Here is a 19,659-nt window from a genome sequence, read left to right on the forward strand (position 1 = left end):
CTTCCGCATGGAGCTTCTGATGATAAGCGTGATTATGAACTGTATTTGCGGATAGGCTGGAGCCCTGACAACTGATATATTCATAGCATAATGATATGGACAGGACATTTATTTAGTCCCGTCCTTCTTATATGTTGTATCACGTTTTAATCAGTACTATAATAAAGAAAACTTGAATTTGAAAGAGTGTTTGCAATGAATGAAAAGATATATAAAACGCAAAGTGGATGTATTCATTATTGGATAAATCTGGGACAAGATCCAGAAAAAGCAACCTTGATTTTCCTTCCAGGTTTAACTGCCGACCATAGACTATTTGATAAACAAATTGAATTCTTTGAAGGCATATATAATGTTTTTGTATGGGATGCACCTGGTCATGCAAAATCCTGGCCGTTTGAATTTAATTTTTCTTTGTCGGATAAAGCGAAATGGCTTGATGATATTTTGAGCTTGGAAAACATTCGGTATCCAGTGATTATAGGACAATCCATGGGAGGTTATGTTGGTCAAGCGTATGCAGAATTATTTCCCAACAAGCTGAAAGGATTTATTTCTATTGATTCTGCTCCTTTACAAAGAAAATATGTAACAGGAATCGAGCTGTGGCTTCTGAAAAAAATGGAGCCAGTATATAGATACTATCCTTGGAAATCATTATTGAAAACGGGAACAAATGGTGTGGCTACATCCGAATATGGTAGAAAATTAATGCATGATATTATGATGATCTACGATGGTGACCAAAAAAGATATGCCAAAATCGCAGGTCATGGTTTTAGAATATTGGCAGAAGCAATGGAAACTAATCTTCCATACAGGATAAACTGTCCGGCTCAACTGATATGTGGAGAAAAAGATCATGCCGGTTCTTGTATTCGTTACAATAATGCATGGCATAAAAATACTGGAATTCCTATTGCATGGATTAAAAATGCAGGACATAATTCAAATACCGATGCACCGGAGGAAGTGAATTCGTTAATAGAAAAACTGATAAATAAGATATGATGAATCGTAGGAAAATCGCAGTTTGTCGTAAACATTTACATACTATTGTTTAGAAAAAAACAGTTCCGTTTATCCCCTCGAATTTCTCCTATAAGTGAAGGAACAATTTCTAACTTTATGACAGGGTTACATGCCCTGTCATTTTTATGGTCATTTTTAGAAAATCTGTTCCCGAATCACAAGATTATATAGCAGTGACCCTGTATGATAGAATAAATTCATCCATAGATGCCCGGTCACAGAGGTATTGCTACCTCGGAAAGGAGATTTTATGAAGAGACCGGACAACAACAAAATAACAGCACTTTACAAAAGACTGTCACGAGATGATGAACTGAATGGGGACAGCAACAGCATTGTAAACCAGAAGAAAATGCTTGAAAAGTATGCCAAAGAACAGGGGTTTACGAACCTTGCACACTATACCGACGATGGATATAGCGGTACTAACTTTGACAGACCGGATTGGAAGCGGTTGACTGCCGACATTGAAGAAGGAAAAATCGGATGTGTTATCGTCAAGGATATGAGTCGAATCGGCAGAAATTATCTGGAAGTAGGCTTTTATACGGAGGTTTTATTCCGAGAAAAAGGCGTCCGCTTTATTGCCATTTCCAATGGTGTTGACAGCACACATTCTGAATCCAATGAATTTGCACCATTCTTAAACATTATGAATGAATGGTATGTGCGTGATACCAGCAGAAAAATCAAGTCTGTACTTCGCAACAAGGGTATGGAAGGCAAACATCTGACTTCTAATGCCATCTACGGATACAAAAAAGACCCGGAAGATAACAACCACTGGCTTGTTGATGAAGAAGCCGCTGCTGTGGTAAGACGTATTTTCCAGTTAATTATTGAAGGGAATGGACCGATGCAGGTTGCCAGAATACTCACAAACGAAAAGGTTGAGCGTCCATCCTACTATCTTGCGAAGACAAGCATTCCCAATATACTAATCCGGAGGACTGGATGATATTCAGAGATACGCAGGAAGCTATTGTTGATGAAGACACCTGGTATGTGGTTCAGAAAATCAGAGAGACCAAGCACCGCCCAATAGCACAGGGCAAAGCAAATCCGTTAACCGGACTCATGTTTTGCGCAGATTGTGGTGGTGAATTTATAAAATTTATCGCAACGGTTTTTAAGTTTTTGCTTCTTGATTACTTAACGGCGGAAAAAGAATGTTTTCACATAGGGCTGTTGTTTACATGTCATTTTTTTGTTTTTTTAATTCTATACCCACCAGTACAACAGATAGCATAAACGCTGAAAAATCAGCAACAGGTCCCGCAAGCAATACTCCCATAATTCCGAAACGAAGCGGGAGCAGCAGGGTAAGCGGAATCAACACAAAGGTCTGCCTTGTTAATGCCAACAGAGCACCTTTTAACGATTTTCCTATTGCGGTAAAAAAACTGGAAGAAAGCAACTGCACACCATTTACCAACACCATGAAAAGATAGGTACGCATGAACAAAACAGCAAATTCAAAATACAGCTCGTTCCCATCTCCGAATAGCGAAATGATAGATTGCGGGAAAAATTGAAATGCGATGAAAGCAATTGTGGAAACAACAAGGTTCCATTTTACCGCAAGCAGGTAAGCCTCCCGTACACGATGGTATTGCCTTGCCCCATAGTTGAAGCCGATAATCGGCTGTGTTCCCTGCGAGATTCCTACAACAATCGCAAGGATTATGGCATTTGTTTTCATAACGATTCCGCAAGCAGCTAAGGGAATATCTGTTCCATATTTTGTTAATGCGCCGTAATAAGTCAACGAATTGTACTGAATGATTTGAATCACGGTAACTGCAATCTGGTTTGAGCTGCTGCTGATTCCCATGCTGCAAATTTTCATACTTTCTTTGATGTCCAATAAAAACGACTCTTTTTCAAAATGGATTGTTTGGAAACGCCATAGATAACGGAGTGCGAGTATGAAGGAAAAAATTTGCCCAATAACTGTTGCCCAAGCTGCGCCGGCAATCCCCCAATCGCAAGCAAAAATAAAAATAGGGTCAAGAATGGTATTGATAATAGCTCCCATAACCATGCAAACCATTGAATACTTTGGTTTTCCATCTGCTCGAATCAAATTGCTCATACCATTCGTTACAATAAGAAACGGCATTCCAATCAATGTTATGCTAGCATACTGCTTTGCATATGGAAATACATCTGTCGTTGCCCCAAATGCCTTTAGGAGCAAAGACAGAAAAGCTTCACCAACCAATAAATAAATAATTCCGAAAATCCCCATCAGAACAATACCATTTCCCGCTGCTTTGGCGGCAGCTTTCGGCTCTTTGCGTCCAAGACAGAGGGAAACACGGGAAGCACTGCCAATTCCAACCAGCAGTGCAATAGCAAGGCAGATGGTAGAGAACGGGTAGGCAACATTGGTTGCTGCATTTCCCAGATAACCGACCCCTTGACCAATAAAAATCTGATCCACAATATTGTAGATTGAGCCGACAAGAGACGCCATAATACTGGGAATGGCAAAATCTTTCAACAGTTTTGAAATTTTTTCATATCCTAGGGGATTCTCAGTCATTAAATTCATCCCCCTTTCTTTCTATACGGAGTTCCGCTGTAATATTTTCACCTGCCTGAATCAGCAAATCAATAAAGAGGTTTTTATCGGATTCCCTGAAGCCTTGCAATAAAAGAGCTTCTGTCTTTTCACATACCGTCTGTATCTCATCAATTACAGACAGCGCACGTTCCGTAGGATACAGCTTACACGTCCGCTTATCCTTATCATTTGGGGAACGCATAATCATTCCCTGCTTTTCTAATGCCGCAACTGTCCGTACAATATTGCTCGGATGAACATAAAACATATCCATTAAAGAATCCTGTAAAATGCCAGGCGAACGACAGATTTTAATCAAAAACATATATTGGCTGTTGTTGATTCCAAAGGGGGCAAGCTGTTTATCCAAATAGATTTTGTAAAATCGGTCTGTTACTGAAAGCCATTTTAATAGTTTCATAGATATATTCCTCCTAACCACCAGTATTATAATACAATATGCGTGCGCACGCAACTACTTTTAACATTATATCTGCCGCTTTGTCCTCCTAAACACAAATCAATTCTACATCTATAATCTCTACTGCTCTGCTACGAATATTATTCATTTTCCTAACCCATTCCATCTGATCCTGCATCTTCAGTTTTTCTGTCACGCCCCACTGCTCAGCCATCTGTTCCACCAGCATTTCAACTTTTTCTCTCGCTTCTTTATCGACCTGATTCAAATGCTCCGTCAATTTCCCGGTCAGTACCAGATATTGATACCTGGCACTCCTGTGTTCCTTCAGAAACTGTTTTCGCATTATTCCATATTTCCCATATGTGGGTTCTTCCTCATTGATTTCCAGATCCGGCAGATAATAATCTCCATGCAGTGTGTAGTTCAGTCCGTTCTTTTCATCATAAATCTGTTTCTTCATATTCTTACAACTCCATTTCTCTATATTTTGTTTTGTTCTTCTTTATCTGTACATTGTGTTCTTCACTTCGTTCTCTTGCCCATTGTATACGGTCGCCTATTTTTTCGGCATTTGTTCTTTCTGCTTTTTCGCTTCAAGTTCCGCCTGCATCCGGATATCGTCCTGCACCAGTCTTTCTACCATATCTTTCCCCAGCATACGTAAAAGTCGATTGTATCTGTCTGCAAATCCCTGCAATATTTCTTTCTCACCGGATAATTTCTGATAATCCTTCTGAACTTCTGCCAGTTCCTTTTTAGTGTTCTCGTGCTCCTGCTTTTTCTTCTGAAACTTACTTTTCCACTTATCTCTTTCTCTGGTAAGTTCTTTAACCTGTGCAGCCATCGCACCAATTTTATTCTTCATTTCAATGAACAAGGGTTTTATTTTCTTATCCCGATAAGTTACCGCACGTTCCAATGCTGTAGCTTCCGGCAAAAATGTTTTGATCATTCCATATTCTTTTATTTCCTTACTGACATTATCCATCACCGGTTGCAGGAATTCTCTTCTGTCCTCCAGTTTTTTCAATTCCGTTTCTGCGTTCTCGGCACGTTTTTCTGCTATTTCTTTATCTTTCTGGAACTGAATTTTTTCTTCTTCCAGTAGTTTAATATCTGCCCTTGCGTCCGCAATCTGAGAAATCAATCCTTCGTTCTCTGCTGTCAGATTTTCTTTTTCCTGCTCCAGTTCCTGCACTTCCTTTTTACGTTCCTTTTTCTTGAAATTATAAACGTCCAGATGCTCTTCATGTGTACCTTTCTGTTCCCATTCAATTCCACGTTGCATTGCGATTTCTGCCAGCACTTCTTTTTCATGATTTATCCACTGATTCAGTTCTGTATCATGCTTATTTCCGCCTTGAAATCCAAGACTTTTTAATGCCTGCTTCAGTGAAACTCTAGTATCCATTCCTTTTCCCTTCCAGTTGGTCACATAAGGGACAAAATCGATATGCAGATGTGGAGTAGCTTCGTCCTGATGCAGATAGCAACTAAATACCCGAAGTGTCGGATTCCGCTTCTGGAAATCTTTCATATATTCGTCCAATACCTTTACAGCCAGATTTCCTTCTGTTGTTCCCACTGCCATATCCTCTCGATTTCCAATCTGGAATATCACTTCATGGAACAACTTTTCCTGTTTGCTCTGTCGGATTTTTTCATAATAATTTGCAATCTGCCGGTCCTTTCTTTTCCCGACATTGTATCTCTCCGTAGCATCGTCAAACAGTTCCTTATAAACTTCTTTCAGATTCTCATTCTTATAACAAATGTTCAATTGCACTCTGTCCGGATCTACATTTTCTGCTACAAAATCCCGTCTGTTATGAGCCAGTGAACCGGCTCCGATCATGCCACTGATTGTCCGTTTCATCATAAATTTTCTCACCTCTTTTCTACTCGAGTGCCAGACATGGCACATAATTTTTATTTACGCCAGTTATGGCGATATTTAAGAAATTTTCGCCGGATACGATATTTAGGAACCTTCTCGAACATTAGTAGTTCGAGAAGTATCGGGGACAAGCCCCTCTTTTGTTACTTTTGTCAAAAGTAACGCAAAAGCACTTTCGACAGCCGTACCGTCCATCAAAAGTCCCCTTGCGCCCTGCCGGGGGCATAACGTCCTTATGGACGTCTGTTCTGCACCGACCGAAGTGAATCATAGATCTGTTTATTCTGGTATCCTCGCCTGCACATATTCCAAATCTCCACAATAAGGTGTTCCCACCAGATACCATTCTCTTGCCAGATTCATCTCCATTCTGGTCTGTACCCATTCATCATCTACCAGCACTTCCAGTCCTTCTCCGCAGTGAAATCCTGTATCAATCCATAAATCTGATGATAATAATCCATATCTTCCATTGCTGCTGTTATATCCTAATCTTCCCTGTTTCATCATTTTCTGCTCCTTTCCAGTCTGTAAACGAAATTTGTAAACGGAGTTCAAAAGATTTTAAAAGTTAACGTTTTAAGTTTTTTCTTCAAGTTCCGTTTACATCGTTTACAATAATCTTTACTCAAACGGTATTTCCAACTGTTCCGGTACTTCTATAAATCCGTCTTTATCTTTCTTCACCGAATCTTTCATCCGTTTCCATGACCGCTGTATTCCATATTCCTTTCCGAATCGATGTGTACCATGTGGTTTCCAGCCTACAATCGCATTGTTCATAATATTGGCAATTTCTTTACCTTCCCACTGTTTCATTTCTCCGGTTCGATGTAGCGCTTCATCGAACAGAATTCTTGTACATACATAATCGTCATCGTAGTCATCAAGAAATTCCTGTATGATTCCGGCATTGGTATCTTCCGGCATAAATTCTTTCTGCAGACGCTTTGCCTCTTCCTCAATTTCCTTTGTAAATCCTAAGAACACATTTCCCTGTCGATACAGTACCATTGCCTCTGCCCAAGCCTGTTCGATATAGGCTTTGCTCTCTGCCTCATTGTCCAGAATATGAACTTCTGCTTTCGACATATCTGTCATCACCGGAGCAAATCTTCTGTTTCCGGTTCTGTCCAGCGGAAGGAAATTCAAATCATTTGAAGTACCGCAAAATACACACTGTCTCGGTCTGTCTTCCGGGTGAACTTCATAAGGTACTTTATAAGTTTCTTTCTGTCTGCTCAGAAACGATTTTATCTGTTCAATATTCTTTGCTGTGATAGTTGCCTTCATTTCTCCCATTTCGATAATCCAGTGATTTTGCAGTTTTCTGTAAATATTTTCATCATCCAAATGATCCAGATTGTCGCTGAACCATTCTTCTTTTATCGCTAGATATTTGAAAAATGTGGACTTTCCGGCTCCCTGACTCCCAACCAAACACAACATAATATCATATTTTATTCCCGGTTCATAAATTCTTGAAATCGCTGCCAGCATGTGCATTTTCATTACTCCGATTGTATATTTGCTCTTTTCTGCTCCCAGAAAATGTGGAAGCATATTTTCTATTCTTGGAATTCCGTCCCAGACCAGACTCTCCAGATAATCTCTAATTGGGTGATATTTATTTTCATTGGAAACAATATCTATTCCTGCTTTGATCACACGCTCACTTGTCAGTTCATAATTTTCTTCCAGATACATCTTCAAATTATTTTCATCAGTATCTGTAACCGTAGGACTGTTATTCCTCCGCTCCCAGGGAACCTCTTTTACAATGTCCATCCTTCCAGAAAGTTCATTTCGTTTAATCGCTTTTTTCAATACCGGATCATTTTGAAGTACGGTTACACAATTTCTAATTGTCTGCTTTGTTCTTCCTTTATCCGTATGCTCCAACATATTATTGACATCTTCTGTTGTAAGCATTTCCTCGTTCACAATATCTTCTAATTCCATCAAGGACTTCTCGCTGATATTCGTTAATTCTTTCTTCAATTTTTTCAACCTCCCTTCTCTTCATCTTGAAAAACTCTACAATCTCTTCTCCTGTTCCAAACATCAGCACGTCCAGATAGTCATTTATCTTTCTTTCATTTGCCAATGCCTCCGTAAATAATTCGTGCCACTCTTCATCTGGTTCTGGTTTGTAAATCTCTTTCCAGAACTGAATCCATTTCAGATATCTGATCAGCACGTCTGTTGCATGTTTCAACCACTGCTCCAGTTTTTCTCTGATCATCACAACTTTAGGTTTCTTTGATATCAAAGTATTCCTGCTTTGGTGCATCCTTTTGTATTTGTTTCTGTCTTCGATTTTTATATCCAGTCCAAAATCTTCTATCATCTTTTTCGCAGCTTCATACTGTGATATTCCAAATAACCTTGCTGTAAAATCTATCGCATCACCGCCCACTCCACATGCAAAGCAGTGATATATTTTATCGGCCTTCATACTTGGGTGTCGGTCTTTATGAAACGGACAACACGCCATTCCATTTCTTTTTACTTTAATCCCGTAATGCTCCGCAGCCTGTCTGGCTGTCACACATTCTTTTACCTGTTCAAATAATGTCACTTCTACCTCCTGCCCCTCCGGACAAGTCTCTGATGAACAGATATTCGGGAATTGTTGTATCGTTCAATTCGTGATATACTGAATCTGCCAAGATGATATATCAGTGAATCTGATTATCAGAGAACTTGCTCAGATATTTTGTCTGGGCTTTTTCTTTTTGTCTGTTAGTAGCCATAGTTCCACTCCTTATACGAATCTCCTTGTTGGGATAATGATAATTTCAAATTTGCTTCCATCCTCTAATTCAAGAAGAATCGCATAATCCGAATCTCGATCCGGTAAAATGGAACTTATCTTCAGCTTCTTACTATAATTGAGCGTATCAAATATTTTTCTGACTACTTTCTTTGTTTTCATGTGTCTTTTCCTCCATATTTAACGTTTGTTGTCCAACATCTCAGCTACCTTTTTTTGCTGTGACGGATACAGGTGACCATAAGTGTTTAATGTCATCTGAATATCTTTGTGCCCCAGTCTTTCCTTGATGATCAGTGGCTCTACACCCTGATAAATCAGATATGCTACATGGCTGTGACGGATATCATGCACTCTGATTGGTTTTACACCGGTCAATGCTTCATACTTCTTAAGCCGTTTCTGCAGTGTTCTCGCCACAATCGGAAATAACCGCTGATTTTCCGGAAATCCATAATGCTTCTTCGCATACTCCTGCACCTCTTCTTTAAGAAAATTAGGAATATCAATGGTACGGACTGAATTTTCTGTTTTTGGAGTATCAATCACATCTCTTTTCCTGATCCGGTTATAAGTCTTATTGATATGCAAAAGATTACCACTCATATCAAAGTCTGAAAGACTCAATGCCAGAAGTTCTCCTTCCCTGATTCCTGTCCAGAACAGGATTTCAAATATCAGATAATCCTCACTCTCTGGCTCAATCCCGGCGATAAAGCTGTCATATTCTGCTTTCGTCCAAAATTCCAGCTTATTAGCATCCGATTTCCCCATCTTTTTTACTTTCTTACATGGATTTTCCTTCAGATTGTAAATTTTCTGTGCATGATTAAACAGTGCATTTAACTGATTCTGAATCATACGCTCATAAGTCTTGCTGTAACCTTTTTCCTGAATGGTGTTCTGCCACTGGATAATCTCTGCCGGTGTGATCTCATTCATTTTTCTTGTTCCAAAATACGGAACAATGTGCTTGTTCATCATGTGCTGCTTGTTACGGATTGAATTTTCTTTCAGTTCATTCTTTTTATCTTCAAAATAGACTTGAATAAAACTGTTCATCTCCATTTTCATATCCGCTGCAGTCTTTCTTATGAATTCCTTTTCATAATTCAATGCTTCTTTCTTTGTCTTGAACCCTCTTTTCAGCTTCTGCGTTTTCTTACCTGTCCAGTCAATATAGCGGAAGCTCACATACCAGGTTCCCTGTGTTTTGTCCTTGTAAGCTGACATCTTAAAACCTCCTTCACACTGCTCTCTGAGAGCATCCATAAAATTTTGTTTCCCAGTAGGGACGTGGAATCTTTCCACGAACTGCCACATATCCTTCCTTTGCCAGTTCATCATTAAGCTGCTTCAGAATGGAATATGCTTTACTGCGTTTCACGCCTAATTCTTCCATGACATCATCAACAGTCATCATATAATTAGTTCTCATAGCGTCCTCCTTTCCAGTCACTTTTGTGACTCTTTCGTTGTTCTCTTATAATAATTCACTTTTGTGAATTTGTCAATAAACATTTGCGAATTTATTTTTTCCATTCCATACCTATTGCTTGCGTATCGGCAATTTGTTAAATCTCACTCTTTTGTATCATTCACTTTTGTGCTAGAATAGAAGCACAAATATTATTAAGGAGGCAGCATTATGGTTGGCAAAAAAATCCGGGCATTCCGGGAATTTAGAGGATACAGTCAGATACAGTTAGCCGAGCTGTCCGGCATTAACGTAGGAACAATCAGAAAATATGAACTGGGAATCCGGAATCCGAAACCGGATCAGTTAGAAAAGATTGCAACTGCACTGGGATTAAATGTAAGTGTTTTTCTGGATTTTAATATTGAAACAGTCGGAGATGTACTCTCTCTGTTGTTTTCTATTGATGATTCGGTGAACCTCTCACTTGCTGAAACACCTGAGCAGAAGGTTGCACTGACATTCGAAAATCCTACAATGCAGGACTTTTTCAGGAAATGGTGTCAATTTAAAAATGTCTATGAAAAGGAAAAAGCTGAAATATTAGCTATTGAAGATGAAGATAAAAGACAGGCAGAACTGGATAAACTGAACGCTACCCAGGAAGAATGGAAATTGCGTGCTATGGGAACAACGATAGGGTGTCACACTATTGTTAAGAAGGGCACAGATGGTAATGACATTAAGACATATGATCTGACTTAATCCACACCCATATCTGTGATATATGAACAAATCCACTGTATCTGTTATCAAATTGGTGAAAATTTCATATTTTGTTATCATTCTGTTATCACAAACGGTTGTTAGGATAATCTCCCGGCAACCGTTTTTCTTTATCATTCGTTATTCTTTTCCGACTTATTTAACTTTTTTAAGCAACAGAAAAACCCGTAGAACCGAAGTTCTACGGGTATCTTACATTTGGACACAACGTTATCTTGCGATAACAAATCTATTTTCAGATTGTATTACTCGATGATTGTAGCAACACGTCCTGATCCTACAGTACGTCCACCTTCACGTTTGTGAGGTTCTTAAAATCTCATTATTTTCTGTGATTTTCGTGTCTTTATTGTCCTGTGTTATAGGATTTCTACGCTATATTTCTGTTCTCTTCATTTTTTAGTATCAAAACGGTATCACAGCCAGATTTTCATGAGCTGTCAACTTTCCGGTTGCAGATTCCCACCTTGACTGTTATAATCGAAACATGGGTGCTATCATAACGGTAGGCGGTTAGTCCTTCAGCAGAGGGACTGTGACCCTCTGATTACATAGAAACTCGAAAGAGAATCCACTGGAAAGGAGGGCTAAGCCATGAGTATTGTTGATTTTATAGCAGTAGTGAGCTTCGGCTTAACCTGCTTTGGTCTTGGATATACCTTTGGCAAGGATAATAATAAACCACAAAAATAGCCGCCCTGGTCTGGTAAACTAAGCGGCAATTTTTGTCAAAACATATATCGGACTAACCGTCTATCGGTAGCACTCTTTTTCTATAATCATATTAGCACGCATGTGTGAAAATGTCAAAAATTTTCTTCATTCTCTTGGTTATTAATCTCCTTAATCAGCTGTACTGCCTTCTCTGCATCATCGGTTTTCACGAATATATCCACACCATATATTCCAAATCCAGGTGCCCCATGCATTGCAACATTCGCACCTGCTTCCTGTGAAAAAGCTGCTATTCCATTTTGCTTTAACATTTCTACAAGTTGTTCTGTCTCTACTATATTCTGTGCATTATAAATTTTTATCCATTCTACCTTAGATAGGGAAGTTTCCTTTTTCTCCTGAACATTTAACGAATTCTGGTTTCTTTTTCGATTAATAAATGCCAAGAGCCTAAGAATAATAAATGCCACAATAATAATACCAATCAGAAATCCCAATGCTAATCGTGTTATCTGTGTTTCTGTAGCTCCCATTCTAAATAAGCATACACCATAGATGACGGTAAAAATTCCTGCAAATATCACACTGGTGAAAAAATCTCGCCATATAGTAGCACTTTTTGGCAAACATTTATCCCATATTCCATTGTACACCATAATAGAGGCGTACAGGATTCCTCCTACCAAAGCAGTTGCTGTCTCTCCTAAAACCAAGCGAATATCCACAGTTAATAACATCTGAATAATAATCGCTAACACGCTAATCACAAACATTGATGCAAATGCAAGATTTCCAGCCTTTAATGCTTTTTGTTTCACCCATCCTTCATACACCACAACTTTGTCCAGTGTTTCTTTCATCTCTTTATTCATAGTCTGGCTCCTTTCTCCATCCAGGAGCTCTCTCATCTCAACATCGTAATATTCAGCAAGTTGAACAAGTATACTGAGATCTGGCATATTTATTCCTGTTTCCCATCTGGAAACTGTTCTTGCAGATACCTCAAACTTCTCGGCAAGCTGCTCTTGCGTAAGATTCTTTTCTTTACGACATTGCTTTAAAAAAGCTCCAATCTTTTTTGTGTCCATGTCTCTACCTCTCTTCCACTTACAGCTTACCAATATGTATCAAAATTACCACGACATAAAACGAGAATCCGCTAATTTTCAACCGGACATCGTATGTCTAAAACAAATAAACGGTATTTTCACCCCAAAAGCATTCTATTCCTCTATAAATTAACCTTCTCTTTTATGTCTATCCATAAGTAGCAGAATAAACATAACAAACCATATCACCCATGCAATTAAACAACCGATTCCTATATGCCAAATATCTATAATCATTCCAGCAATAAAAGGAATTGACATAAACATCATTCTCTTCCCATATGCCTTACACATAGCATTTTCATCATATTTTTTTCGTTCTTCTGCTGCTTTCATATTATAACCAGACAAGAATTTGGATGCTTGTCCTTTTGACCTATAAAACCATATTCCAAATAAAAGCATAATCACTGCCATTGCAAAGTCAAAAATAATATAAATATAGAACATATAATGCCTTCCTTTCAGTCAATTCCTCAAACCAGAAGTTATTACTTTTTGCATAGTGTGTTTTCTAAAATGATAATAACCACGACATCAACTACAATGATTCCCAATGCAATATATACAAAAAATGCAGGCAAAATATTTTCAAGCAAGCCCATAATTAATGCAAGAATTGCTATAATAGACATTCCAACTCCCATTGTCCTGCATAACTTCTTTTCATCATATTTTTTCTTTTCTTCTTTTGAAGCTGTATTATATCCAGAAATAAACCAGCTTCCGTGTCCAGAAAGTAAAACTATAGAAAGTACAGCAAATATTACAAAGACAATCCACACTATCCAATCAGAACCTGTTGCTAAATCTGCTAATTTCAATTATAGACCCTCCCTAAATTTCGTTTTTCTTAATTCTAAAAATCTGAAAGTTGTCTTTTAAGATTTCAATTTCGTTAAATCCTCTAAATACATTTCTGTATAACCACATTCTGGGCAGACTGCAACTCTAACATCATCTATAGTTGTCGCCTTTTGTTTTTCATCTACACGAACAACCATCCCATAGCCACCGCCATTAACTTTAAGTCTTAAATCTAATTTCATACTTGCTCCACACTTTTCACATTTCCTCATTGTTTATACCTCCAAATCCCGAATTTGAGAAAAAGCTCAAAGGACTTTTAATGTCCCTTATGCTTTTCTCTTTTCTTTCGCTGTTTTAGTTCAAACATTCGCTGTTCTTCCGCCTCTTTTTTCTTTCGTTTTTTTTCTTTACGCTCCTGTTTGTTCTGTTCCTGTTGTAATTTCAACGCCTGTTGCGATTTTGTGCCAATGCCAGTTTCCAGCATCTGCTTTTTTGCTGAACGCTGCATCCGTTTCGGATTTCTTTTTATATCCTTTACAATAGCTTCAACAGCCGGACTGAATTTCAAACCGAAATAGTATTTTTGAATATATTCCTGCACTTCATATTCTTTTGGTTCTACGCCAAATGTTACCTTTGCCACAGATAATTTACCATCTTCAATATGCTCAAATATGCCTACCCAAAATGGTTCTTCAAAATATACCGTCAATCTTCCATTTACTTTGTCCATAAAAATCCCTCCTAAAATTTATTGAACAAAGAATGGACAACCCGGAGGGGCAGGTTACTTACCCTATTTATATAGGACGGCCGGGCTACCTACCGGCTCTGGCACATCAAAGATGCACGTTGCGTTTTTATCTTTGTTTTGATAACTTTCAATTTACCTTCACTTTATTTTACCATAGTGCTTTCTAAAGTTCTATTCTAATATACAAAAATGTAAAAAAGCGATCTTATCCCCCTCGCAATCACACATATATCATGTTTTTCAATACAATTTCTTCTGCACTAGCTTTTATATTATTCATCAGCCTGACCCTCTCCATCTGATCCTGTGCCTTTAATTCTTCAGTTACACCCTGTTTTTCTGTCATCTGTTCCATAAGCGTTTCCACCTGTTCTCTAGCTTCCTGATCAGTCTGATTCAGATGTTCATTCAGCTTTCCAGTCAATAACAAATACTGATACCTTGCTGATCTGTGTTCTTTTAAGAACTGCTTTCGTAACATTCCATATTTTCCATATGTCGGTTCTTCTTCTCTTAAAACCAGATCCGGCAAATAGTAATCTCCATGCAACGTATAGCTCATTCCATTTTTCTCATCATAAATCTGTTTTTTCATAGTCTAAATCTCCAATCCTTTGTATTTTGTTTTATTTTTCTTACGTTGTTGGTTTTCAATCTGGCTCTTTTGAGTTGCCCATTCCAACTGTTTCAGAACGCTTCCCTTTGGCATTTGCTCCATTCGCCGTTTTTCTTCCAGTGCCCTTTGTTCTTTAATGTCCTGCTGCACCACATCCTCTACAGTTTCCATTCCCAGAATACGCACCACTCTGTCATATCTGTCCGAAGTCTCCTGTAAACGTTGATTATCATTTGATAATTTTCCATTTTCCTTACGTACATCGTCTAACTGTTTCTGGATATTATCACATTCCTCAACAGATTTTTGATATTTATTTTTCCAGCTTTCTACCATTTTGTTAAGCTCTACAACCTTTCCAGCTAATGCAGCAATCTGATTCTTCATCTTGATAAACAATGGCTTGATTTTATTCTCCCTGTAAGGTACTGCACGTTCAAATGTTCCTGCCTCCGGTAAAAACGTCTTAATCATTCCATATTCTTTTATTTCCTTACTGGCATTATCCATGATTGGTTGTAGCACATTCCGACGATCTTCCAGACTTTTTAGTTCTTTTTCTGCGTCCTCTGCCCTTTGTTCTGCTTCTTGCTTCTCCCTAATTGCCTGTTCCTTATCGTCTTTTAAAATCTGGATATCTGCTCTGGATTCCGCAATTTGTGCTGTCAGTTCTTCGTTTTCTGCAGTTAGATACTCTTTCTCCTGCTCTAATTTCTGTACTTCCTTTTTCCGTTCTTTTTTCTTGAAGTTATAGACATCCAGATGTTCCTCATGACTGCCTTTCTGTTCCCATTCAATACCATGCTCTTTTGCAATCCCTGCCAGAACTTCTTTTTCATGGTTCATCCACTGGTTTAACTCAGTATCATGCTTATTCCCACCTTGAAATCCAAGACTTTTTAATGCCTGTTTCAGCGAAACTCTGGTGTCCATTCCTTTTCCTTTCCAATCAGTTACATAAGGAATAAAATCAATATGTAGATGTGGCGTAGCTTCATCCTGATGTAGATAACAACCAAATACCCGTAGCGTTGGATTCCGTTTCTGGAAGTCCTTTACATACTCATCCAGTACTTTTACAGCCTGACCTCCTTCTGCTGTTCCGACAGCCATATCTTCTCGATTTCCAATCTGGAAAATCACTTCATGGAACAATTTTTCCTGTTTGCCCTGCCGGATTTTTTCATAGTAATTTGTAATCTGTCGATCTTTTCTTTTCCCGATATTATATCGTTCTACAGCTTCATCAAACAGTTCTTTATAAACTTCTTTTAAATTCTCATTCTGATAGCAAATATTTAATTGCACTCTGTCTGAATCAACATTTTCTGCTATAAATTCCCTTCTGTTATGAGCCAGAGAACCTGTCCCGATCATACCACTAATTGTTCGTTTCAGCGTCATGTTCGTCACCCCACTTTCTAAAACCAGTGCCAGACATGGCACATAAATTTGTATCTTTACCAGCTATAGTATAAAAAGAAATCTTCGCCGGATACGGCGGTTTTGTTACTTTTGTCAAAAGTAACGCAAAAGCACTTTCGACAGCCGTTCCGTCCATCAAAAGTACCCTTGCGCCCTGCCGGGGGCTATTTTATCTCTTTCGTTACTCTCTCGATTAAATTATTCCGTTATTCTTGCCTGCACATATTCCAGATCTCCACAGTATGGCGTTCCAACCAGATACCATTCTCTTGCTGGATTCATCTCCATTCTTGTCCTTACCCACTTATCATCGACCAGCACCTCAAGACCTTCTCCACAGTGAAATCCCGTATCAATCCATAAGTCTGATGCCAACAACCCATATCTGTTATTGCTACTGTTATATCCTAATCTTCCCTGTTTCATTGTATCTTTCTCCCTTCTTCACAACTATCAAATTTACAGCCGTCTCACATTCCAGCCACAGTTTTCCGTCTGCACCTTACCAACTTTCTCCTTGTTTACTTCTCACAGGTGCGTGACACGCTCCTGTAAAAAGATAATCAATAAGAACTGTTACCATCGAAAGCTCTCTTGCATTCCTTTTCTGTCCAGATACTCCTGCCGGAACTTTTCCCGTTCTTCTTCTGTTGGTGCAGTTTTGAATTTACTGTATACCTCACGATTTACCATTGCATCCAGCTTTTTCTCCAGACCTTTTCTTATATCATCTGCTTCCTGTTCCTGATCCAGTAAATGATATTTTATAATCTTTCCAAATAACTCCTCTGGAATCATAACGTTTTTCAAGCTCTCACCTTCTTACAATTTATGTAAGGACGCAACACTGCAATGTCTTTACAGATTGCAACCTTGCATTTTAATTCCGCATTTTCTATATACTCTGCAATGTTGCACCCTTAATTTATTCCGGCTTAACTTTATCTAAATCCCAATACCATGAATTGCCGATTCGTCTTGCCTTAATTTCAAGTTCCTTTTTTGCATTTTCCAGTGTTCTTTTAGAAATATTCAAATCTTCTGCCATATCAAAGATTTCACTGCTTTGCACAGAAGTTGATGTTTCTGCCAGTTCCCTCAGCATCTTCTTTGCCTGTTCCAGTTTATTTACCTTTGGCGCAATTCCACCAAGCACCTCATCTGCTGTGATTTCATAGTCACCTATCCACTCAAATCCTGTTTCTGTCAGGCGAAATGCTTTGGAATGCCCAAATGCAGCCAGATTATTTTTAATCTGAACCACTGCTCTTAAATCCGGTTCTCCCTCTATTCTTCCTACCAGTAATACGCTTCTGGCTACTGCAAAAAAGTCAATCGAACCCATTCCTCTATATGCAGCTTTGTTTCCACCAGCTTTATTCATGTGTCCGATTAATAAAATTGCACATTTGTATTTTTCTGCCAACAAACTCAATCTTTTCGTCATATCCCTTGCTTCATTTGCACGGTTCATATCCATTGTTCCTCCAAGGTATGCCTGAATCGGATCTAAAATAAGCACTCTCGCACCAGTCTGTTTGATAGCAGTTTCCAGTCTTTCATCAATCATGGAAAGTGATTTTTCTGTTTCATCTATAACCATAATTCTTTCACAGACCGCTTCTGCCAGCTCCAGTCTGGGTTTTACTGTATCTGCCAGTCCATCTTCCGCTGTCTGATAGATAATATTCACGGGTTCTGTTACTTTCATATCGTTATCCAGACCTTCTCCTTTAGACAATCTTGCAGCAATATTTAATACCAGCGTAGTTTTTCCATCACCGGGATCTCCCTGAATAATCGTTAATTTTCCATAAGGGATAAACGGATACCAGAGCCAGTCCACTGTCTGAGACTGGACATCTGACATCTTTATCATTTTCAATTCTGTTTTATTCTCATTTCTCTGTTCCATAAATTCCTCCATTTTCCCAACTGTTCTCGCCAGTTATCTGTTGTTCTCTGGAAGAATCTCTGCTATAATCAACTTGTCTAGGGTTGACATTTGTGGATTCGTCCTCATTTGTCACATTGCTCCGGTTGTTCGTACTTCCGGAGCTTTTTATATTTTCATCATCCAACATATCTGCCACTACTTTCTGCTGATCTGGATATAAGTGCCCATAAGTATTCAATGTAATGCGAATGTCCGTATGTCCAAACCTTTCTTTAATCATCAATGGTTGCACTCCCTTATTGATCAGAAATGCCGCATGACTGTGACGAATGTCGTGTACTCTTATCTTTTTTACTCCGGTCTTTTGAACCACCTGTTTTAACTTATGCTGTACCGCTTCATGAACCATTGGAAAAATCCGTTCATCTTCGGGCAACTCATACAGTCTGCTAATATAGTCCTGAATCTCTTTTTTCAGAAATTCCGGTATGGAAATCGTACGGTTCGATTCTTCTGTTTTGGGAGATGTAATCACGTCCTCTCCATGCATACGGTAGTAAGTTTTATTGATATGAAGTAGATTCCTTTCAAAATCAATGTCAGCAGGTGTAATGCTGAGTGCTTCGCCTTCTCTCGCTCCTGTCCAGAATAATAATTCAAACAGCACATAATATTTGCTTCCCGGTTCTATTCCGGTCATAAACTGCCGATATTCTTCAATTGTCCAAAACTTCATTTTCTTTTTTGAAGTCTTTCCCATACGTTTTACTTTGTCACAGGGATTATCTGCCAGATTGTAGATATTCTTCGCATGATTGAATAATGCCGTCATCTGATTCTGTATTGTTTTCAGATAATCATCTGAATATCCTTTTTCAATAATCGTATTCTGCCACTGGATAATCTCTGCTGGTGTAATACTGTTCATTGGTCTGTCCTTAAAATACGGTAACAGTTGAGCCTTCATCGTATCTCTTTTATTCTTGATACTCCTGTCCTTCAATGACTGAGACTTGTCTCGGAAGTAGACTTCTACAAACTCTCCCATTGTCATATCCATGTCTGCTTTCGCTGTTCTTTTATACTCCGCTTCAAAATTTAATGCTTCTTTCTTAGTGCGGAATCCTCTTTTTACTTTTCGCTTTTTGGCTCCTGTCCAGTCCTCATAATAAAATGAAACATACCAGGTTCCTCTTTCTTCATCTTTGTATGCTGCCATACTTTCTCCCCCCCTTTACATTGCAATCTGGGAATATCCATAAAATTTCTTTTCCCAGAATGCTCTCGGTATCTTGCCCGCAACGGTCACATATCCCTGATCTGCAAGCTCTTTGTTCAGTTTGCGAAGTAGCTTGTAAGCATATCCAAGTGAAATCCCCATGCTCTCTGCAACTTCTTCCGCTGTAATCATATAGTTTTGTCTCTGCATATCATTTCCTCCTTGTCTATAATTATCATTTTCACTGATACTA

General features: G+C 38.6%; 24 protein-coding genes and 1 pseudogene. 3 read left to right on the forward strand and 22 right to left on the reverse strand.

Annotated features, from left to right (window positions below; translation table 11 throughout):
- The first annotated feature begins 195 nt into the window (after positions 1-195).
- Positions 196-1,011 carry an alpha/beta fold hydrolase gene (locus G5B06_RS02655; RefSeq protein WP_117943784.1) on the forward strand — a complete coding sequence of 272 codons (816 nt, stop codon included), beginning with the start codon at positions 196-198 and terminating at the stop codon, positions 1,009-1,011.
- A gap of 271 nt (positions 1,012-1,282) precedes the next feature.
- Positions 1,283-2,136: pseudogene (locus G5B06_RS02660) on the forward strand (recombinase family protein); the annotation flags it as partial.
- A gap of 88 nt (positions 2,137-2,224) precedes the next feature.
- Here the strand turns inward: G5B06_RS02660 and G5B06_RS02665 are convergent.
- From G5B06_RS02665 to G5B06_RS02710, 10 genes are all read right to left on the reverse strand, one after another.
- Positions 2,225-3,580, reverse strand: coding sequence for an MATE family efflux transporter (locus G5B06_RS02665; protein WP_330385184.1), 1,356 nt, complete (start codon positions 3,578-3,580; stop codon positions 2,225-2,227).
- The gene (locus G5B06_RS02670; RefSeq protein ID WP_055056235.1) at positions 3,573-4,022 is read right to left on the reverse strand and encodes a MarR family winged helix-turn-helix transcriptional regulator; all 450 of its coding nucleotides are present in this window, start codon (positions 4,020-4,022) and stop codon (positions 3,573-3,575) included. Before G5B06_RS02670 ends, G5B06_RS02665 begins: the two co-directional genes overlap by 8 nt.
- A gap of 88 nt (positions 4,023-4,110) precedes the next feature.
- Positions 4,111-4,485, reverse strand: coding sequence for a TnpV protein (locus G5B06_RS02675; protein ID WP_117998135.1), 375 nt, complete (start codon positions 4,483-4,485; stop codon positions 4,111-4,113).
- 96 nt (positions 4,486-4,581) lie between these two features.
- Positions 4,582-5,904, reverse strand: a complete 1,323-nt coding sequence (locus tag G5B06_RS02680) for a plasmid recombination protein (protein ID WP_275945171.1) — start codon at positions 5,902-5,904, stop codon at positions 4,582-4,584.
- A gap of 297 nt (positions 5,905-6,201) precedes the next feature.
- On the reverse strand, positions 6,202-6,429 hold the full coding sequence (locus G5B06_RS02685; RefSeq protein WP_055066584.1) for a DUF5348 domain-containing protein: 228 nt from the start codon (positions 6,427-6,429) through the stop codon (positions 6,202-6,204).
- A gap of 117 nt (positions 6,430-6,546) precedes the next feature.
- Positions 6,547-7,884: a virulence-associated E family protein gene (locus tag G5B06_RS02690; RefSeq protein WP_044925412.1), complete on the reverse strand. Its 1,338-nt coding sequence runs from the start codon at positions 7,882-7,884 to the stop codon at positions 6,547-6,549.
- Positions 7,829-8,473 (reverse strand): CHC2 zinc finger domain-containing protein, encoded by a 645-nt coding sequence (locus G5B06_RS02695; RefSeq protein ID WP_243005660.1) that lies wholly within the window; start codon positions 8,471-8,473, stop codon positions 7,829-7,831. Before G5B06_RS02695 ends, G5B06_RS02690 begins: the two co-directional genes overlap by 56 nt.
- Before the next feature lie 216 nt (positions 8,474-8,689).
- Positions 8,690-8,860 (reverse strand): hypothetical protein, encoded by a 171-nt coding sequence (locus G5B06_RS02700; RefSeq protein WP_165854697.1) that lies wholly within the window; start codon positions 8,858-8,860, stop codon positions 8,690-8,692.
- A gap of 18 nt (positions 8,861-8,878) precedes the next feature.
- Positions 8,879-9,931 (reverse strand): site-specific integrase, encoded by a 1,053-nt coding sequence (locus G5B06_RS02705; protein ID WP_044925418.1) that lies wholly within the window; start codon positions 9,929-9,931, stop codon positions 8,879-8,881.
- A 13-nt stretch (positions 9,932-9,944) separates the two neighbouring features.
- Positions 9,945-10,136, reverse strand: coding sequence for a helix-turn-helix domain-containing protein (locus G5B06_RS02710; RefSeq protein WP_009243123.1), 192 nt, complete (start codon positions 10,134-10,136; stop codon positions 9,945-9,947).
- A 210-nt stretch (positions 10,137-10,346) separates the two neighbouring features.
- Here G5B06_RS02710 and G5B06_RS02715 point away from each other — a divergent pair, with 210 nt between their 5' ends.
- Positions 10,347-10,880 carry a helix-turn-helix domain-containing protein gene (locus G5B06_RS02715; RefSeq protein WP_173762049.1) on the forward strand — a complete coding sequence of 178 codons (534 nt, stop codon included), beginning with the start codon at positions 10,347-10,349 and terminating at the stop codon, positions 10,878-10,880.
- An 827-nt stretch (positions 10,881-11,707) separates the two neighbouring features.
- On the opposite strand, the gene G5B06_RS02720 is transcribed toward G5B06_RS02715, so the two are convergent.
- The 12 genes from G5B06_RS02720 to G5B06_RS02775 form a co-directional block, all read right to left on the reverse strand.
- The gene (locus tag G5B06_RS02720; RefSeq protein ID WP_114002722.1) at positions 11,708-12,664 is read right to left on the reverse strand and encodes a helix-turn-helix domain-containing protein; all 957 of its coding nucleotides are present in this window, start codon (positions 12,662-12,664) and stop codon (positions 11,708-11,710) included.
- Positions 12,665-12,814: 150 nt separating this feature from the next.
- Positions 12,815-13,135, reverse strand: coding sequence for a DUF3784 domain-containing protein (locus G5B06_RS02725; protein ID WP_114002721.1), 321 nt, complete (start codon positions 13,133-13,135; stop codon positions 12,815-12,817).
- 41 nt (positions 13,136-13,176) lie between these two features.
- The gene (locus tag G5B06_RS02730) at positions 13,177-13,509 is read right to left on the reverse strand and encodes a DUF3784 domain-containing protein (RefSeq protein WP_008373562.1); all 333 of its coding nucleotides are present in this window, start codon (positions 13,507-13,509) and stop codon (positions 13,177-13,179) included.
- 57 nt (positions 13,510-13,566) lie between these two features.
- Entirely contained in the window at positions 13,567-13,764 is a 198-nt protein-coding gene (locus G5B06_RS02735) for a zinc ribbon domain-containing protein (protein ID WP_008373560.1), read from the reverse strand.
- A 47-nt stretch (positions 13,765-13,811) separates the two neighbouring features.
- On the reverse strand, positions 13,812-14,228 hold the full coding sequence (locus G5B06_RS02740) for a YjdF family protein (protein WP_055059745.1): 417 nt from the start codon (positions 14,226-14,228) through the stop codon (positions 13,812-13,814).
- A 241-nt stretch (positions 14,229-14,469) separates the two neighbouring features.
- A complete protein-coding gene (locus tag G5B06_RS02745; protein ID WP_055059744.1) occupies positions 14,470-14,844 on the reverse strand; it encodes a TnpV protein in 375 nt (124 codons plus the stop codon).
- Positions 14,845-14,847: 3 nt separating this feature from the next.
- Complete coding sequence (locus G5B06_RS02750) at positions 14,848-16,269, reverse strand: plasmid recombination protein (RefSeq protein ID WP_147567297.1); 1,422 nt, start codon at positions 16,267-16,269, stop codon at positions 14,848-14,850.
- 219 nt (positions 16,270-16,488) lie between these two features.
- On the reverse strand, positions 16,489-16,716 hold the full coding sequence (locus tag G5B06_RS02755; protein WP_114002719.1) for a DUF5348 domain-containing protein: 228 nt from the start codon (positions 16,714-16,716) through the stop codon (positions 16,489-16,491).
- 150 nt (positions 16,717-16,866) lie between these two features.
- Positions 16,867-17,088: a hypothetical protein gene (locus G5B06_RS02760; RefSeq protein WP_055059751.1), complete on the reverse strand. Its 222-nt coding sequence runs from the start codon at positions 17,086-17,088 to the stop codon at positions 16,867-16,869.
- A gap of 127 nt (positions 17,089-17,215) precedes the next feature.
- Positions 17,216-18,217, reverse strand: a complete 1,002-nt coding sequence (locus G5B06_RS02765) for an AAA family ATPase (protein WP_072522256.1) — start codon at positions 18,215-18,217, stop codon at positions 17,216-17,218.
- Positions 18,189-19,406 carry a site-specific integrase gene (locus G5B06_RS02770; protein WP_072522257.1) on the reverse strand — a complete coding sequence of 406 codons (1,218 nt, stop codon included), beginning with the start codon at positions 19,404-19,406 and terminating at the stop codon, positions 18,189-18,191. The genes G5B06_RS02765 and G5B06_RS02770 overlap by 29 nt, the downstream gene beginning before the upstream one ends.
- Positions 19,407-19,421: 15 nt before the next feature.
- Positions 19,422-19,616: a hypothetical protein gene (locus G5B06_RS02775; protein WP_055053915.1), complete on the reverse strand. Its 195-nt coding sequence runs from the start codon at positions 19,614-19,616 to the stop codon at positions 19,422-19,424.
- Positions 19,617-19,659 lie beyond the last annotated feature (43 nt).

It is taken from the genome of Blautia luti (genome assembly GCF_013304735.1).
Taxonomy (GTDB): domain Bacteria; phylum Bacillota; class Clostridia; order Lachnospirales; family Lachnospiraceae; genus Blautia_A.